General features: G+C 47.8%; 10 protein-coding genes, 3 pseudogenes and 1 other annotated feature. Of the genes and pseudogenes, 6 read left to right on the top strand and 7 right to left on the bottom strand.

Going from position 1 to position 15,971, the window contains the following annotated elements:
- A pseudogene (locus tag ACP7IZ_RS12865) lies at window positions 1–654 on the bottom strand (Hint domain-containing protein); the annotation flags it as partial.
- Between the two features lie 951 nt (window positions 655–1,605).
- Window positions 1,606–2,226 carry a recombinase family protein gene (locus ACP7IZ_RS12860; RefSeq protein WP_426849602.1) on the bottom strand — a complete coding sequence of 207 codons (621 nt, stop codon included), beginning with the start codon at window positions 2,224–2,226 and terminating at the stop codon, window positions 1,606–1,608.
- 223 nt (window positions 2,227–2,449) lie between these two features.
- Between ACP7IZ_RS12860 and ACP7IZ_RS12855 the strand changes: the two genes are divergently transcribed.
- The 4 genes from ACP7IZ_RS12855 (at window position 2,450) to ACP7IZ_RS12840 (ending at window position 9,985) form a co-directional block, all read left to right on the top strand.
- Window positions 2,450–4,291 carry a Hint domain-containing protein gene (locus ACP7IZ_RS12855; protein ID WP_426849600.1) on the top strand — a complete coding sequence of 614 codons (1,842 nt, stop codon included), beginning with the start codon at window positions 2,450–2,452 and terminating at the stop codon, window positions 4,289–4,291.
- A 94-nt stretch (window positions 4,292–4,385) separates the two neighbouring features.
- Window positions 4,386–8,378, top strand: a complete 3,993-nt coding sequence (locus tag ACP7IZ_RS12850; RefSeq protein WP_426849599.1) for a Hint domain-containing protein — start codon at window positions 4,386–4,388, stop codon at window positions 8,376–8,378.
- A 72-nt stretch (window positions 8,379–8,450) separates the two neighbouring features.
- Window positions 8,451–9,713 carry an autotransporter strand-loop-strand O-heptosyltransferase gene (locus ACP7IZ_RS12845; protein ID WP_426849597.1) on the top strand — a complete coding sequence of 421 codons (1,263 nt, stop codon included), beginning with the start codon at window positions 8,451–8,453 and terminating at the stop codon, window positions 9,711–9,713.
- On the top strand, window positions 9,710–9,985 hold the full coding sequence (locus ACP7IZ_RS12840; protein ID WP_426849595.1) for a hypothetical protein: 276 nt from the start codon (window positions 9,710–9,712) through the stop codon (window positions 9,983–9,985). Before ACP7IZ_RS12845 ends, ACP7IZ_RS12840 begins: the two co-directional genes overlap by 4 nt.
- A gap of 195 nt (window positions 9,986–10,180) precedes the next feature.
- On the opposite strand, the gene ACP7IZ_RS12835 is transcribed toward ACP7IZ_RS12840, so the two are convergent.
- On the bottom strand, window positions 10,181–10,483 hold the full coding sequence (locus ACP7IZ_RS12835; protein ID WP_426849593.1) for a hypothetical protein: 303 nt from the start codon (window positions 10,481–10,483) through the stop codon (window positions 10,181–10,183).
- Window positions 10,484–10,552: 69 nt separating this feature from the next.
- Between ACP7IZ_RS12835 and ACP7IZ_RS12830 the strand changes: the two are divergent.
- Window positions 10,553–11,718: pseudogene (locus tag ACP7IZ_RS12830) on the top strand (IS3 family transposase).
- Window positions 10,825–10,941: a sequence feature (AL1L pseudoknot), on the top strand. Its footprint overlaps the pseudogene before it by 117 nt.
- Before the next feature lie 41 nt (window positions 11,719–11,759).
- Window positions 11,760–12,275: pseudogene (locus ACP7IZ_RS12825) on the top strand (IS5 family transposase); the annotation flags it as partial.
- A 38-nt stretch (window positions 12,276–12,313) separates the two neighbouring features.
- Here ACP7IZ_RS12825 and ACP7IZ_RS12820 read toward each other — a convergent pair.
- The 4 genes from ACP7IZ_RS12820 to ACP7IZ_RS12805 form a co-directional block, all read right to left on the bottom strand.
- Window positions 12,314–13,018: a VIT1/CCC1 transporter family protein gene (locus tag ACP7IZ_RS12820; protein ID WP_426849591.1), complete on the bottom strand. Its 705-nt coding sequence runs from the start codon at window positions 13,016–13,018 to the stop codon at window positions 12,314–12,316.
- 133 nt (window positions 13,019–13,151) lie between these two features.
- The gene (locus tag ACP7IZ_RS12815; protein WP_426849590.1) at window positions 13,152–14,504 is read right to left on the bottom strand and encodes a sensor histidine kinase; all 1,353 of its coding nucleotides are present in this window, start codon (window positions 14,502–14,504) and stop codon (window positions 13,152–13,154) included.
- Window positions 14,501–15,172 carry a response regulator transcription factor gene (locus tag ACP7IZ_RS12810; RefSeq protein WP_426849589.1) on the bottom strand — a complete coding sequence of 224 codons (672 nt, stop codon included), beginning with the start codon at window positions 15,170–15,172 and terminating at the stop codon, window positions 14,501–14,503. The genes ACP7IZ_RS12815 and ACP7IZ_RS12810 overlap by 4 nt, the downstream gene beginning before the upstream one ends.
- Window positions 15,172–15,971, bottom strand: an 800-nt coding sequence (locus ACP7IZ_RS12805; RefSeq protein WP_426849588.1) for an efflux RND transporter permease subunit, incomplete at its 5' end; no start/stop codon positions are given. The genes ACP7IZ_RS12810 and ACP7IZ_RS12805, both read right to left, overlap by 1 nt.

Below are 15,971 nucleotides of genomic sequence, written 5' to 3'. Positions count from 1 at the left end.
CGCGCTGTTATCCGCCGCACCAGAAACATTTACCCCAGAAACATACCCGTTACCGCCAACAACAAGCGTGCCTTCCGAATCCCCACTAATCTTAATATCCGTCGCAGAAGCACCGTCTGAAACTTGCAGACTTCCGCCTGCTGTCATTGTGACGTCTGTGAGGCTGGCAGACTGAACCGCACCGATAGATGCACCGGAATTTACCGTAACAGAAGAACCTGACCCGCCCATAAAAAGAACATTGGCGCCTGTATCTGCTGTTAAAGCAGATACACTACCACCGTCAGTTTCATATGTAGCGCCGTTCTGGACAGTTACGTCCTGCACATTCCCCGCATAACTTTCAGCCTGTCCCTTACTTTCTATAGTAAGGCTTGTAATGGTTGCTGTATTTTCTAGATTTCCACCACCTTGAACCGTTACGCTGTTCAGGCTTCCCCCGGCATTCTCTAAGAGGCCACCATCTTCCACAACGGCACTTTGCATTGTGGACAGATTCTGCACCTCCCCCTGATCGGTCACACTGGATATGTTGCCAAGATTTATAACTGAACCCGCACTTTGAACGGTCAGACCTACAATAGTATCCGTTACTGTAAGCGATTCACCGCTCGTCACAACAACATTTGAAGAAGTATTATTATCTTCAGACATAAATATACCCTCGTCAGACACTTCATATATAAATGAATGTTATTTCTACATTAACTAAAATGATACAGCACATTTTTTAGATTATTACCAACACCATTTCGACATCTCTGATCGTTTGTTCTGTCGTAACTAGACATATACATTCAAATTGATGCGAGGTATTCGCATGTTTTAAATCTCTACAGAAAATCTTCATGACCAAAGGCATTCACAAATACTGTAATTCAGTAAAAATTACATAAATGCCGCTTCTTGGATTCTACAGCCTATTATTAAGTATTTTCGATTATGTGTTGTTGGGCTAAGTTGGTGAACAAAAACCAATAGCTCTCATATTGAGCACAAGCAGAATGTTGTAACTGGAAACTAAAGAAAGCTTATCTTACCCAAGCGCATTACTTAGCAGAATATATTTAAACGATTATTTTGGTGTGGGAAAATGTCTTTTTGGCGGAGAGAGAGTCAATCAAAATTCTTAGATAGTATTTTGATTCAAATATATTTTATATTACATGTCCTTACAAAATACCCCACTTTATACCCCAGAATTCTTGTTGCTAAATAACGCGATAATCAGATGGTGGCGGGGATAAGATTTCTTCTCAAGTTGCGACAATCACAAGATAGGAATAAAGCGGGATTAATATACTGTTTCGATGCACTTTTTCTGCATACGCCTGATCCCTTACTGCAATCAATGAATTCCTTCCCTCCTAGAATGGAGGACTTATTTATTCGAAGCTGTGTCCGCTTGCGCCCTCATGTCAGATATCCAAACGGTTATGATGCCTGTCCGAAAGCTGGAGGGTTCTAAAAACCCTCTTTTCCGCCTGTGTAAAAATCGTAACACATTGATATTGCTACTATTGGAAAAATCAAAATAGGGGTTTTTAGAACCTTCCATTGTTTTGGATCGGAAACCATACGTTTATATCGTGCAGCAATCCCGTTCTATGTTTTGCTGGCCTTTCCGCCCTTTCTTCCATAATGGTGATGGCTATCCTTGTCACGCGCCATCCGTGACACCGTGCTCTCACTGATTCCAAACGCAGTGGCAATAGATTTCAGGGATTCTCCGCCCTGCCGTCGATCAATGATCTCGCGCTTTTGTATTTCTGTAATCCGGGATGGCCGCCCCATGTGTTTGCCTTGTTCAATGGCGCGCGCGCGTCCTTCTGATGTGCGTGTACGGATGAGATCACGCTCCACATCCGCTAAGCCACCGAGAACTGCAAGCATAAGCCGACCTGTACTTGTGCTGGTGTCAGTCCAAGGCTCAGCCAACGAATAAAACTGAGCCTTGCGCTCAGTAATCGTTTTTACGATGGAGAAGAGATCAAATGTACTACGTGCCAGACGATCTAGACGGGTAACCACTACGATCTGGCCGGGCTTGAGGCTGGCAAGTAATTTACGCAGTTCGGGGCGGGCAGTATCCGCACCACTTGCCTTCTCGCGGTAGATGCGGCGACATCCAAATTCCTTGAGCGTTTTTAGTTGAAGTTCGAGAGTCTGCCCAACTGTGCTGACACGGGCATATCCCACTTTACGACGTGTAATCTCTGCTTTCATTCAGGCTTAAACATCCGGAAACGTTCAAAAGTTTCTTGCACAAATTTTGATTTGCGCAAAAGCAGATGCTTGCCATTACGTCATGTAAAGTCGCGTAAATTACTTACCAAATCAATACCGTTTAAGCAACATAAACATACATTGTCAGAAAAAATATACCTTCAGGGAATTTGCGCAAATCAAGAGTTCTGAAAACTTATCTTGAGGGAAGGTTTCTGAGGTTATGGCAAGCGAAAGCTATTCAAATGACACCGTGACATACACGCTCACACCTGGGTTTCTAACGAACACAGCTGTGATTACCGATGCCGCAGGCAATACACTCGCAACAGTAACAGCGCCTGGAATTAACTTTCTTACCGGCACCTCCAGTGAGCTTATTCCTGTTGATGTTGGTGGAGGCTCTTTTGTGTCGGTTCCTGGCTCTCAGGGAGGATTTAACTTTCTTATAAATGCGTTATCCGCCAATTTTTTCTATATTGGAGGAGAAACGACAGTTACATTCGCTGTTAGTGCAGTCACCGGCCAAACATTTGACGTGTACGGGGGAAATCTAACATTTTCCAGCGGCCTGGTTGCTTCGGCTCTTTCCGGAAGCACCATCAATATTGGATATGGCGGGACGTACTCATCCGGGGTAAATCTGGCTAGTATTCTTAATGGCTCGACGATCAATTTCACCACAGGTGGTGGCACGCTGATCCTCAACGCGGGGGGAACCTTATTAGATCTGACTGCCAGTACAATTACCGGGTATGATCCGGCTAAAGACACAATTGAACTGCAAAATACGACACAACCCATTTCAGGTTACGTCATTGCTGGTACCGGTACGTCGCGTACTATTACGCTTATGGATGCTGGCGGGAATGCAATTGCCAATTATACTGTAACACTCGCAGATGGTGCTAACGTTCCTGCGGGGGTTTATAATAACGCCGTAGATTCAACCGATTTAACAAAAAATCCTCTTGATATTACTTATTCTGGTGGCAATACTTATATCGGTGCCTGCTTCTTGGCTGGCAGCATGATTCGCACATCATCAGGTGATGTCGCAGTTGAAGACATTCGTATTGGTGATGCAATCGTTGCTTTTGACTGGCGGAATAATACGGACATTGTACGGCCTGTTGTCTGGGTTGGTAAAGCTCATGTCAACGTTCGTCATGGTCTGGCGGATGATGAAGCAGGCTGGCCTGTACGTATCCTGAAAGATGCTATTGCCGACGGCGTTCCTTACAAAGATATGCTGATTACGGCAGAACATTGCCTGTTCTTTAAAGACCGGTTTGTACCAGTGCGTATGTTGGTCAACGGTGTTTCCATTTTCTACGACAAATCGATTTCATCTTACGATTACTATCATGTGGAAACAGAACGTCACTCCGTCATCACAGCCGATGGTATGCTGACCGAAAGCTATCTTGATACCGGTAACCGATCTTCTTTCCGACAGGAAGGCAAAGTTGCTACTCTGCGTGGAGCAGTTAAAAGCTGGAAAGATGATGCTGGAGCCCCGTTGGATGTTGAGCGTTCTTTTGTGGAGCCTCTGTTCCGTGCTCTGGAATGGCGGGAAAACAGCGTTTCTGGTTGCTATGTGCCTGAAGAAAAATTGGAAATAACCAACGATCCTGATTTGCGCCTCATCACAGATACAGGTGCCGTTGTGCGTCCGATGCGCAAGACGGCGCACCAATACAGCTTCATGCTTCCGCCTGATACGCAGTCTGTTCGGATTGTCTCGCGTGCAAGCCGTCCTTCTGATGTGATTGGTCCATTTGTAGATGATCGACGTCGCATGGGCGTAGCTGTATCTGACGTGCATCTATTATGTGCCAAGAGGTCTTTTGAAATTACCTCTCACCTACAGACACAAAAGCCCGAAGGCTGGTACGACACAGATTGGACGGATTGCGCGTGGACAAATGGTGATGCTGTACTCCCTCTGGGAGATCACCTTACCCACGGCAAAATGGGCATTCTTTCCCTCATCATCCGGGCGGCAGGACCGTATCTGATGACAGAAAAAGAAGCCATTTTATCCAAAATCGGCACAGCTTAATTCGTGCAATTTCTGATTTTTCCCAGAAAAATCAAAGGTTTTATTTAGATAAACAGCTGACTTATTATTTTTACAACCAAGAAAGATATTTCTTATGACTACAACAGATATAGGATTTGGCGGAAGTCAAGATGGTACAACAGTCTTATCTGGCGATACTTTAAATGTTCACGGTGCGACAGTAACCAATACCACTGTTAACGCTGGTGGCAGCATGGATGTTGCCATGGCAAGTAGTGGCTGGACAACAAGTGCTGGCTCTGCTGTGAACACAACAGTTCAGGCAGGAGGCAGCGCCCTTATCAATTCCGGTTCTTTTGAAATTGTCTCAGCTGGACAAGATACTGGTGTCACAATCGGTGAGAATGGAAAACTCATTGTTGAAAATGGAGGTACTGCTCTAGCTGACACAATTTTGGCCGATGGGTCCGCTATTGTAAGTGCTGGGGGTACAACTACAAGCAATTCTATTTATGGTTCCCAAATCATTAGTTCAGGAGGAACTGGCAACCAAGACATTGTAGAAAATGGGGGCAACCTTCTCGTAAGCGGTGGAACCGTCTCTGGAACAGAGATTGAGTCAGGCGGCACCATTTCGGTGTTAAATGGTGGTTGGACCAATGCTTCGGCCATCAATCTTGTTGTTGATGAAGGTGCAACCGCTGATATTGGTTCGGGTGGCGTTGCTATTATAGACAATGCAACTGTTCGGTCTTTAACCATTAATGGGAATGGTAGTGCCATTATTAATGCCGGTGGCATAATGTCTGATGCCACCATTAATGGGGGTGGTAGTGCCATTATTAATGCCAGTGGCATAATATCTGGAGGCACATTATCAGGCACCTATTCTGATATTTACGTCTCAGCAGGTGGGATTGCTTCTGGCGTTACTGTTGAGAATGCTGGTGTTTTAAGTGTTTATACAGGTGGTTCTGGAGTTGCCAATACCATTGAAGCTAATGCTTCAGCATTCATTGCGAATGGTGGTGTAACGTCAAATAATATTATTTATGGTTCTCAAACCATGAGCGCAGGTGCCTCTGGTTTTGCAGATACTGTAGAAAAAGGTGGCAAGCTTTGGGTCAGCGGTGCTGTTATTAGTAACACGCAAATTGACAATGGTGGCATAGTTTCTGTTACATCTTCTGGAAGTATCTTAGGCAGTGCTACAAATCTTGTAGTCAATGAAGGCGCAACAGCTGAGATTGATTCGGGTGGCGTTGCAATTGCAGATAATGCAACCGTTCAATCTCTCACCATAAATGGTGGCAGCGAAAATGTCTTAGCAGGAGGGATTGCTCTATCCAATACTATTAGTAACGGAGGGCAAGTTACCATTCAGGATGGTGGTCTCCTCTCTGGGGGCATGGCACAAGATACCAATACAACAATCACAGTTTTAAACGGTGGGGTCGCTGCTAGCGCTACAATTCAGAGTAATGCTGCCCTTATCGTATCCGCTGGGGGGAGTGCACAGGATAACGTCCTAAGTAATAATGCCAGCGCCACCATTTTAGGTCAGGCGCTGGATAACACCTTTGGTGAGGGTGCCCGCGCCACTATTTCGAAAGGTGGTCTCATCTCTGGCGGCACATTGTCAGGTACCTATTCTGATATTTACGTCTCAGCAGGTGGGATTGCTTCTGGCGTTAATGTTGAGAGTGCTGGTGTTTTAAGTGTTTATACAGGTGGTTCTGGAGTTGCCAATACCATTGAAGCTAATGCTTCAGCATTCATTGCAAATGGTGGTGTAACGTCAAATAATATTATTTATGGTTCTCAAACCATGAGCACAGGTGCTTCTGGTTTTGCAGATACTGTAGAAAAAGGTGGCCAGCTTTGGGTCAGCGGTGCTGTTATTAGCAACACGCAAATTGACAATGGTGGCACACTTTCCATCACTTCAGGAGACAACAATACAGCTGCCAGTGCGGTAGAACTTCATGTTAATGATGGCGGTAGCGTTGTTGTAAGTGCTGGTGGGAATGTTACGAATATCCATACCACAGGATCAGGTAGTGCCGTTTTCACGGCAGGTGCTTCTTTAACCATTTCTGAAGACAGTGATCTGACGCATGTCAGTTTACAAAATGGTGCATCAGCAACGCTTACTGACAAAGCCCAGATCACAGGCCTTTCAGTACTGTCTGGTGTAACTGTAGATATTAATTCTGGTGCGACCACAACATCAGCCCTCGTATCCGGCTACCATGCCATACTGAATGTTGCAGAAGGCGGGAGCACAACAGGGACTATTTTGTCAGGAACCTCTGATCGCGATCATGATGGTGTTGAAAGTGTTCTTGCTGGTGGCTCTACCTCCAACACACAGGTTGATCAATGGGGCATTCAAGTCGTAGAAGGCGGCACGGCGCTCAATACCACTGTTTCATCTGGTGGCGAACTAGATGTCCATGATGGTAATGCACTGTCTGCTCTTATAAACGATGGTGGATCAGCCAATATTTCTGGTGGATCAGCGACAGATTGGAACATTAATGACGGTGGTATTGTCAACGTCAGTGCCGGTGGAACAATTATTAACGCCCACGTCAATACAGGTGGAAGTGTTAACGTCTATGAAAGTGGTCTCGCCATTGCATCTAGCGGAGTTCTTTCTGGGGTAACGCTCTCTGGAGGTGACGTCTATGTTTCTGCTGGCGGCATAGCGGTTAATACAACTGTAGTTAGTAGCGGGCAAGTCATTGTAGATAATGGCGGCAGCGCTGTTGCAAGCGGTACATCATTAGCAAATGTCACCGTTCATGCAGGCGGAACATTGGTTGTTGATGGATCAGAATCTGACAACAGTCTGACTACTGTTACCAATGCCTCTCTTGAATCTGGCAGTTACCTACTTTTCCCTGAACTCACAACAGGTGATTACAGTGTTACTGTTGTTGGCAACACTCTTGATGTCATGAGCGGTGGTAAAACTGTTGCTAGCGTCCAATTGGCAAATAACGATTATAATGGTGAGGGTGATAGTTTTACAATTGTATCCAATACATCTGGGTCTGCATTTGAAGTTATTGTCTGTTTCCTCACAGACTCTATGATCGCAACGCCTCATGGAGAAATTGCTGTTCAAAATCTACAGATTGGTGAGGAAATTTATGTTTACGTTCATAACCAGTCGATAATCCGTAAAATCAAGTGGGCTGGACATGCACACACAACAGTAAAGCCTGAATTGCCAGATGATGAAGCTGGCTGGCCCGTACGTATTCTCAAGGATGCCATTGCCGATGGCGTTCCGTATAAAGACATGCTGATTACTGCTGAACACTGTCTGTTCTTTGATGGAAAGTTTATCCCTGCACGTATGCTGGTCAATGGACGATCAATTTTCTACGATAAATCCATTACCTCTTATGACTATTATCATATCGAAACAGAGCAACACTCCGTCATCATGGCGGATGGTGTGTTGACTGAAAGTTATCTGGATACTGGCAACCGTCACTCCTTCCGTCAAAAAGGAACAATTATTCAGTTTGGAGGCAAAACCAAAACCTGGGAAAAAGATGCAAGTGTACCTCTCTGCGTAGAACAATCTTTTTCTGAACCACTGTTCCATGCAATTGAACAACGCGCAGATAGTGTAGAAGGGGCGGCACCCAAATCAGAACCAGTTACTCTGATATATGATCCTGATGTGTATCTGTTGACCCAATCGGGACAATCAATTCGTCCTATGCGTCATCAGAGATCACGTTACAGCTTCTTATTGCCGCCTCGCACGACATCTGTTCGCATTATGTCTCGCGCAAATCGTCCTTTTGACGTTATTGGACCGTTTGTAGATGATCGTCGTTATATGGGGGTTGCTGTCGCCGATATCCATTTATGCGTTGCAAACTCTACACACCTGATTACCAGCCATCTACAATCTGAAAAACCAGATGGTTGGTATGAAACGGACTGGACCGATTGTGCATGGACCAATGGCAATGCGTTTTTGCCACTAGAAAGCGATCAATTACAGAAAAATATGGGGCTGCTTTCTCTCACAATACGGGCTGCAGGTCCTTATGTCGCTCAAGACTGTATAGATCATAAAAAATCTGTGCAATCAGCTTAAACATTCAGACTCCCTCTTGTTTTACAAGAGGGAGTTCTTTCTTGTATTCATTACAATAAGTTCAAGATCACAATGACAGACACAATTACATCTGATGTTTCTTCGGCTTCAGAGAAAACACCAGCTCAATCATCTCCTATCAATAAAGCATATATTCCTCCTCCGCCTGCTCCATTACAGGCCGGTCCAGAAGGCATTTTATTCGATTTCAATCTTGGGGCCCGTATTATGCTTCCGCCACGTTTCGAAGGAAAATGGCGTATTACACTGCGTGATTTTGATACGGGCAATATTTTATTCCAAAATGAAAATACAGGAGCTACGGTCCAGTCAGCAAAACGCTATTATGTCAAATTCCATATAGAAGTTGATGAAATTCATGACAATGGCAATGTAAGGGAAGTCTTTCGACATACTTTAGACTGCCAGAACCAGAAAGTTGTCATTCAATTTCCTGTTGGAACTTTGGGCGATACATTGGCATGGTTTCCGTATGCAGCAAAATTTGCACACAAGCATCAGGCTCATGTGACATGCATCATGTCCAACCTTATCATTCCTCTTTTTGAAAAATCTTATCCTGAACTAATATTTTTAAGCTCGGAAGAAGCACGAGAACAGGATATCTTCAGTAACAGCTATGCTATGTACTGTATGGGGTTGTTCTTTGATGATGTTGCATGCAATCAACAACCAACAGACTTTCGCTTTGTTGGCCTGCATAAAACTGCGGGCTATATTTTGGGAGTCAATCCGGAAGAAGAAGCACCCAAACTTACCTTACCAGATGAAACACGTCCGATAGCCGAAAAATATGTCTGTATTGCTGTGCAGGCTAGCACACAGTGTAAATACTGGAACAATCCCACTGGATGGATGGAGGTTGTTGCCTATCTCAAAGAGCAAGGTTACCGGGTCATCTGTATTGATCAAAAACCTGTACACGGCAATGGCATCGTCTGGAATCATATTCCTTATGGAGCGGAGGATCAGACAGGTAACCGACCATTAACAGAACGCGCGCGCTGGCTAAGGCATGCTGATTTCTTCATCGGCCTCAGTTCAGGCCTTGCGTGGCTGGCATGGGCTGCGGGTACACCTGTTGTGATGATCTCCGGCTTTACTCATCCTACCAATGAGTTTCATACGCCTTATCGGATTATCAACTGGCATACATGTAATTCCTGTTGGAATGACGAGCGTGAACGCTTTGATCATCATGATTTTCTCTGGTGCCCCCGTCATGCCAATACACCACGTCAATTTGAGTGTACACGTCTAATTACATCCCATCAGGTTATAGCTAAAATCAACGAAGCCATTGGTAGGTTATGATCCGCAGAGTCGTGCCGGGGCGTGGGCGGGGCATCTATTCTACCCTGATCTGCTATTCCCATAGGTCAGAATGCGATGGCTTCTGTCGCCCATGTTCAGCCATGCAGCGGATCAGCAGGACCAGTCTGCATGATCTGAATAATCTGCTCAATGATTTCCTACGCCTTATCTACGCCAAAGCCTGCTTTCTGGCCCGTAATGAACAGAAGGAGAAGCAGTTTTTTGACCGTTTTTGCTATATCCGGGTGGCTGAGCGAGTTCTGGACTTGTAACGGTTTCCGGCACTCTGTTTCTTCTTGCTGCGCCCGTCCTGCTGTGGCGTGCAACCCGGATCGAAAAGGCAGAAGAGGCTGACAGAGAACAGGACAAGCCAGAGCCTGAACTGCTGCCGCCATATGGTGACAAAAACGACTGAGCGGTATCCAGCCTCCCTTTTGGGAGGCTGGAGGACGATAGACCTCCTTTATTCACTCACGCGCTCGCCAGCGTGAAGCGGGGAGAAAGCGTCTCTTTTCTTGCCGAAAGTTCCGCCCCGGCATTCTCTCTTTCACTTCGGTAAACTTCTTTCTGCCACAGGCCATCTGCGCGACAGCTGCCTCGATGGCTTCTGTGCAGATGGCTGCCATCCAGTCCGGGTGCGCCATCATGTCGAGCCAGATCACCCGCAGCAGCGGACGGTCCGGCTGGCTGAACCAGTCCTGCTTCTCCGCCAGACGGTCCAGAGAGGCTTCCTCGACATCCGTCCGGCAGATCCGGTCGGAGCCCAGCATGCCCATCACTTCAATTGAATTGACCCGGGTTTTGTGGAGACAGCAAGACCCGTGAGGTAAGAAGAATTTATGAGTAACAAATCGAAGCGTTTTCCGCCTGAATTTCGTGAACGTGCAGCCCGCATGGTTCTGGAGGAAGAGAAGAACCATCCGTCACGCTGGTCCGCAGTGATGATGATAGCGCCAAAGCTGGGGATTCATCCTGACACACTGTCAAAATGGACACGTCTGCATGATCGCGGCTGATGCGCCTGCGGTAAGTGAGCTGTCTGAACGGGCAGGCAACTGGAACGCGAGAACCGCGAACTGCGGCAGGCTAATGAGATCCTGCGGAAGGCATTGGCATATTTTGCGGAAGGAGAACTCGACCGCCGCTTCAGGCCATGACGCGCTTCATTGATGAGCAACGGCAGACATATAGTGTCGGGTTAATCTGCAGGGGTCTGCCGATTGCGCCATCTGTCTATTATGCTGATTGAGCCAGACAGAAAAAGCCCTGTGTGCGTAGCCAGAAAGACAAGGAGCTGTGTCATGAAATTCGTAGAGTGTGGAATGATAATTTCTGCGTCTATGGAGTGCGTAAGGTCTGGTATCAGCTCAGACGCGAAGGATCGATGTCGCCCGCTGCACACGGTAGAGCGGCTGATGCGCCAGCATGGGACTGAAAGGTGTCATTCGTGGCAAGGGGGTCAGAACCACACGGCCAGATCCGCAACGCCCCTGCCCACAGGATCTGGGTTTCGGATTTCACTTACGTTTCCACATGGCAGGGCTTTGTATATGTCGCTTTCATCATTGATGTATTCACCCGCGTGATTGTGGGATGACGTGTTTCATCAACTGCCCATACCGACTTCGTACTGGATGCCCTGGAGCAGGCCCTGTGCCAGAGACAGCCCGAGAGGAAAGTGACCCATCATTCCGACAGGGGCTGTCAGTATGTGTCCACTCGCTACACGCAAAGACTGGCTGAAGCAGGCCTCGTTGCCTCTGTCGGAAATGTTGGGGATTCCTATGATAACACCTTGGCCGAGACCATAAATGGTCTCTACAAAACCAAACTCATCTATCAGCAGGGGCCATGGAAAAACAGAGAAGCTGTTGAACTGGCCACGCTCAAATGGGTGGACTGGTTCAATAATCGCCGCATTCTTTCATCCATTGGAAACATCCCGCCAGCAGAAGCTGAGGCTCGCTTTTATGCTCAGCAGAAATTACATGCTTTAGCCGCTTAGTTCAGATAAAAAACGTCTCCACAAAACCCGGAGCAATTCACAATCGTGAAGCGGCAGAACGCGAAGCCAGTCCATCGGGTGGTATCATTGATAGCCAGAGTATCAAGGCGCCCCATGCAAAGACACGTGGTTATGACGCAGGCAAGAAGATCGTCGGTCGGAAACGCCACATCGCAGTTGATACGGATGGCCGGCTTCTCCTGGTTCGGCTGACAACAGCCGATATTTCGGACAGTGCAGGAGGACAGATGATCCTTGATGCCATTCGTAAACGCTGGCCTTGGGTGAAGCACCTGTTTGCCGATGGAGCCTATGATCGCCTTCAGTTGATGGATAAGGCCACTTTTCTCGACTTCACAGTCGAGGTCATCCGGCGGTCAGATACAGCAAAAGAGTTTGAAATCCTGCCGCGTCGGTGGGTTGTGAAACGGACCTTCGGCTGGATGATCCGCTGGCGTCGCCTTGTGAAGGACTACGAACAGCGGATCGACGTCGCAGAGGCCATGATCCACATCGCCATGGGAAGCCTCATGTTACGCAGAAACGCTCATCCTTGAATTTCCAAAAGGGCACTTATATTATAACGATAATTTCTTTACGGGCCACCAAACATTTTCCCAACAAAAGCTGTTCCCACCATAGCAACAATACCCCAAAATATGACGCGCACGGTAGGCCGCAAAGGTGCAGCACCACCTGCACGGGCCCCCACAACTCCAAGTAACGCCAAGCTTATGAGTGAGACGACGGACACAACCCATGATACAATAGATAAAGATGAGAATAATGCAGCCAACACTGGAAGTATTGCGCCAGACGAAAATGCCCCAGCCGATGCACAGGCTGCTTGTATTGGTCGTGCAGATGTTGCATCGGAAATACCCAATTCATCACGGGCATGTGCCCCCAATGCGTCATGTTGCATCAGCTGCTGTGCAACCTTGCGCGCCAGAGCATCATCCAGCCCACGCTGGCGATATATATCAGCCAGTTCGCCAACTTCGGTATCCCAACTGCTACCAAGCTCCTGCTTTTCACGGGCAAGATCAGCTTTTTCTGAATCTGCCTGTGAACTGACAGAAACATACTCTCCTGCAGCCATAGACATGGCTCCGGCCACCAAGCTTGATATTCCAGCCAGCAAAATATTTTCTCGACTAGCATGTGCACTAGCAACACCCATAATAAGGCTAGATGTTGACAGAATACCATCATTCGCACCCAACACAGCGGCCCGCAGCCATCCCAAACGGGATGTTGCATGCGTTTCTTTCTGGCTGTTCAAGATATTATTTCCCATATTTGATTGATGTAATTTCAATCGCCTGCATTTTCTGAAAAACATTTCTTCTCAAAAGAGAGATCACAACAGAAATCATTTCATCCAGAACATCATACATCGCAAACATGACGCAAACCTGAACGTGTTACTATCAGATCTCTTCAGGCAGTAGTGTGATTTCAGGGTTTGGGAAACACAGGGAAACACTTAATCCCCGCGCAGAACCAGTAAGAGGTGATTGTAATTGCAAGTGCGCATCCATCTGTCTGGCAATATTACTGGCAATTGCTAAACCAAGGCCGCTTCCATTACTGGAACTGCCACCACGCACAAATGGGCTTGTCAGATGGGCCAATGTGTCCGGGGCCAAGGCAGGACAATCATTAATAACGTCAATACAGCCCTCAGGTTTTACCTCAACCTTTACTGGCATATCGGAAGTGCCATGCAAGAGGGCATTTTCAAGCAGATTGCGCAACAGAATACCGGTTGCGTCCATATCTCCATAAACAAAAATATGGTTAATACCCTTGGCTTTTAAATTAATACTCCGGCCATCACGTGGTAGATGCCCCAGATCATCAACCAGCACATATAATACGGCCAGCAGATCAAAACGATCTCGCCGAAAAGCAACGCCAGAAGAGGCACGTGAAAATTGTAGCAGTTTTTCAACCGTTCGGGCCAATCTGCGGGTACGATCCGCAATAATTTCCACCCGCTTATTAGCCGAAGATCCTTCAGGCAACATGCGCCCCAGCATCTGTACCTGCGCAAGCAGGGCACCAAGTGGGTTACGCAATTCATGCGCTGCGCTTGCTGCAAAAGCGCGTTCCGTAGAAAGTGCTGTTTTAAGGCGGGACAGAAGCGTGTTTACGGCATGCTGGATAGAAACCAGTTCGACCGGCAAATCAAGTGACGAAATAGGGCTTAAATTGCCACTGCCGCGAGATTGCATTTCATCATGCAAACGGTTCAAAGGCCGCAAGGCACGACGCACGATCAGACGCACCAACACCCAAATTACAGGCAAAAAGATCAGTATCGGCAAAATGGCCATAGCCGTTGCGCGCCATGTGGCCCCTCGCCGATGCAACGTGGGTTCCCCAACCAAAACACGATAAGCCGTGGCCGTAGGTGCTGCAATATAAACCCTAAACAAAGGCGTATTAGCAAAACCTGTATGAATATCAGGCACAAAAGGCTCAACCGGTGCATTTTGAGAACGCAGAACAACGTGGCTAGATTGATCAACAACCTGATACGCGAGTGTTCGTGGCCCCACATCGGGCACCCATGCCACGTTGTCTGACTGGGCTTTACGCGGCTGTATGGTGATGATACCCTGCAAACGTTCGGATACTTCCTGCAAGGAATTGTCCAGACGTTCTGTTATTTCGTAACGCGTAAAACCGGCAACTGCGATACTAAGGGCAAGAAGGCTCAGCGTGACCACGCACAGAACACCACTGACAATCCGGGTCGCAAGGCTCCAGTTTTTCATGCGTCTGCTCTATCGGTCAGGCAATAGCCCCGGCCACGAACAGTTTTTATAACCGTATTGCCAACCTTTTTACGCAGGCGACTAATAAAAACCTCGACCGTATTACTGCCAACATCCTGATCCAACGCATACAGGGCTGTATCAATCTGCTGGCGGGAATAAATGCGTCCGGGCCTGCGAGACAGCAATTCCATGATTGCCCATTCCCGTGCTGTTAACTCAAGTTCCATCTCGTTACGCGTTACGGAACGATTTTCCCGATCAATAACAATCTCGCCCATCTGGTAGCAGGTCTGCCTGCGTGGTGCGACGTACCGGCGGGCGACTGCCGCAATCCGTGCCACAAGCTCATTCAGGTCATAGGGTTTGACGATGTAATCATCCGCTCCATCGGACAAACCTGCGATCCTGTCACTGATCTGGTCTTCTGCCGTTGTGATCAGAATGGCGGTATCAAAGGAGGTGCGGCGGATCTCGCGCAGCAGATCGCGCCCATTGCCATCTGGCAACCCAAGATCCAGCAGCATGAAGTCATAATCCACAGTTGCCACGGCTGCACGCGCATCTTCCAGTGTCATGAACCAGTCCACGGCATGTCCATCCTGTCGCACACGCTCCTGCACGGCTGCCCCAAGATCGTGCTCGTCTTCCACAATGAGGATACGCATCAGTTCTGAACCTCCTCTCGCATGACACGAGCATACAGGGATGGCAGCACCAGCAGAGTGAGCAGCGTGGATGTCACCAGCCCGCCAATCACCACACTGGCCAAAGGCCTTTCCACTTCCGCCCCGGCACTTTCGGAAAACGCCATAGGAAAGAAGCCAAAGCTGGCCACCAACGCCGTAGCCATAACCGGTCTGAAGCGGACTTTTGCGCCCACAAAAGCCGCCTGCGCCACGGCCATCCCTCGCGCGCGCAATGCGGCTATTTCGCTCACCAGCACAACGCCATTCAGAATAGCCACCCCAAACAGGGCAATAAATCCAATACCTGCTGAAATACTGAAGGGCATTCCACGTAATGTCAGCATAATAATGCCACCGGTTGCAGCCACAGGCAGATTGATAAAAACCAAGAGTGCGGGCCTGATTGCGCCAAAGGTTACAACCAACAATGCAAATATCAGACCAAGGGCAATCGGCAGAACAATTTCCAGACGTTGCACGGCTGAGCGTAGGTTACGAAACTGCCCATCCCATTGCATGGTATAACCCGATGGCAAATGCACATCATGCGCCACACGCTGCTGCGCTTCGGCAACAAAGGACGCAAGATCCCGCCCTCGCACATTCGCCTGCACAACCATGCGGCGGCGCACACCAGCACGACTGATACGTGGTGTACCGTCAACTGCATGCACATGCGCCACTTGTGAAAGCATGACATTCCCCTGCCCATCCATACGCCGGACAGGCAAGGCAGCAATAGCTGTCGCTGAAGCCATATGGCGGCCGTTCAGGCGCA

Origin of the sequence: Acetobacter sp. AAB5 (genome assembly GCF_050106715.1) — a bacterium.
GTDB lineage: Bacteria > Pseudomonadota > Alphaproteobacteria > Acetobacterales > Acetobacteraceae > Acetobacter > Acetobacter oryzifermentans.
Note: the sequence above shows the minus strand (reverse complement) of the source record. Positions and strands in the feature narration are given on the sequence as shown.

Coding starts and splice junctions, on each gene's coding strand:
- ACP7IZ_RS12860 (WP_426849602.1), bottom strand. CDS start 2,226: ATGAAAGCAGAGATTACACGTCGTAAAGTGGGATATGCCCGTGTCAGC.
- ACP7IZ_RS12855 (WP_426849600.1), top strand. CDS start 2,450: ATGGCAAGCGAAAGCTATTCAAATGACACCGTGACATACACGCTCACA.
- ACP7IZ_RS12850 (WP_426849599.1), top strand. CDS start 4,386: ATGACTACAACAGATATAGGATTTGGCGGAAGTCAAGATGGTACAACA.
- ACP7IZ_RS12845 (WP_426849597.1), top strand. CDS start 8,451: ATGACAGACACAATTACATCTGATGTTTCTTCGGCTTCAGAGAAAACA.
- ACP7IZ_RS12840 (WP_426849595.1), top strand. CDS start 9,710: ATGATCCGCAGAGTCGTGCCGGGGCGTGGGCGGGGCATCTATTCTACC.
- ACP7IZ_RS12835 (WP_426849593.1), bottom strand. CDS start 10,483: ATGCTGGGCTCCGACCGGATCTGCCGGACGGATGTCGAGGAAGCCTCT.
- ACP7IZ_RS12820 (WP_426849591.1), bottom strand. CDS start 13,018: ATGGGAAATAATATCTTGAACAGCCAGAAAGAAACGCATGCAACATCC.
- ACP7IZ_RS12815 (WP_426849590.1), bottom strand. CDS start 14,504: ATGAAAAACTGGAGCCTTGCGACCCGGATTGTCAGTGGTGTTCTGTGC.
- ACP7IZ_RS12810 (WP_426849589.1), bottom strand. CDS start 15,172: ATGCGTATCCTCATTGTGGAAGACGAGCACGATCTTGGGGCAGCCGTG.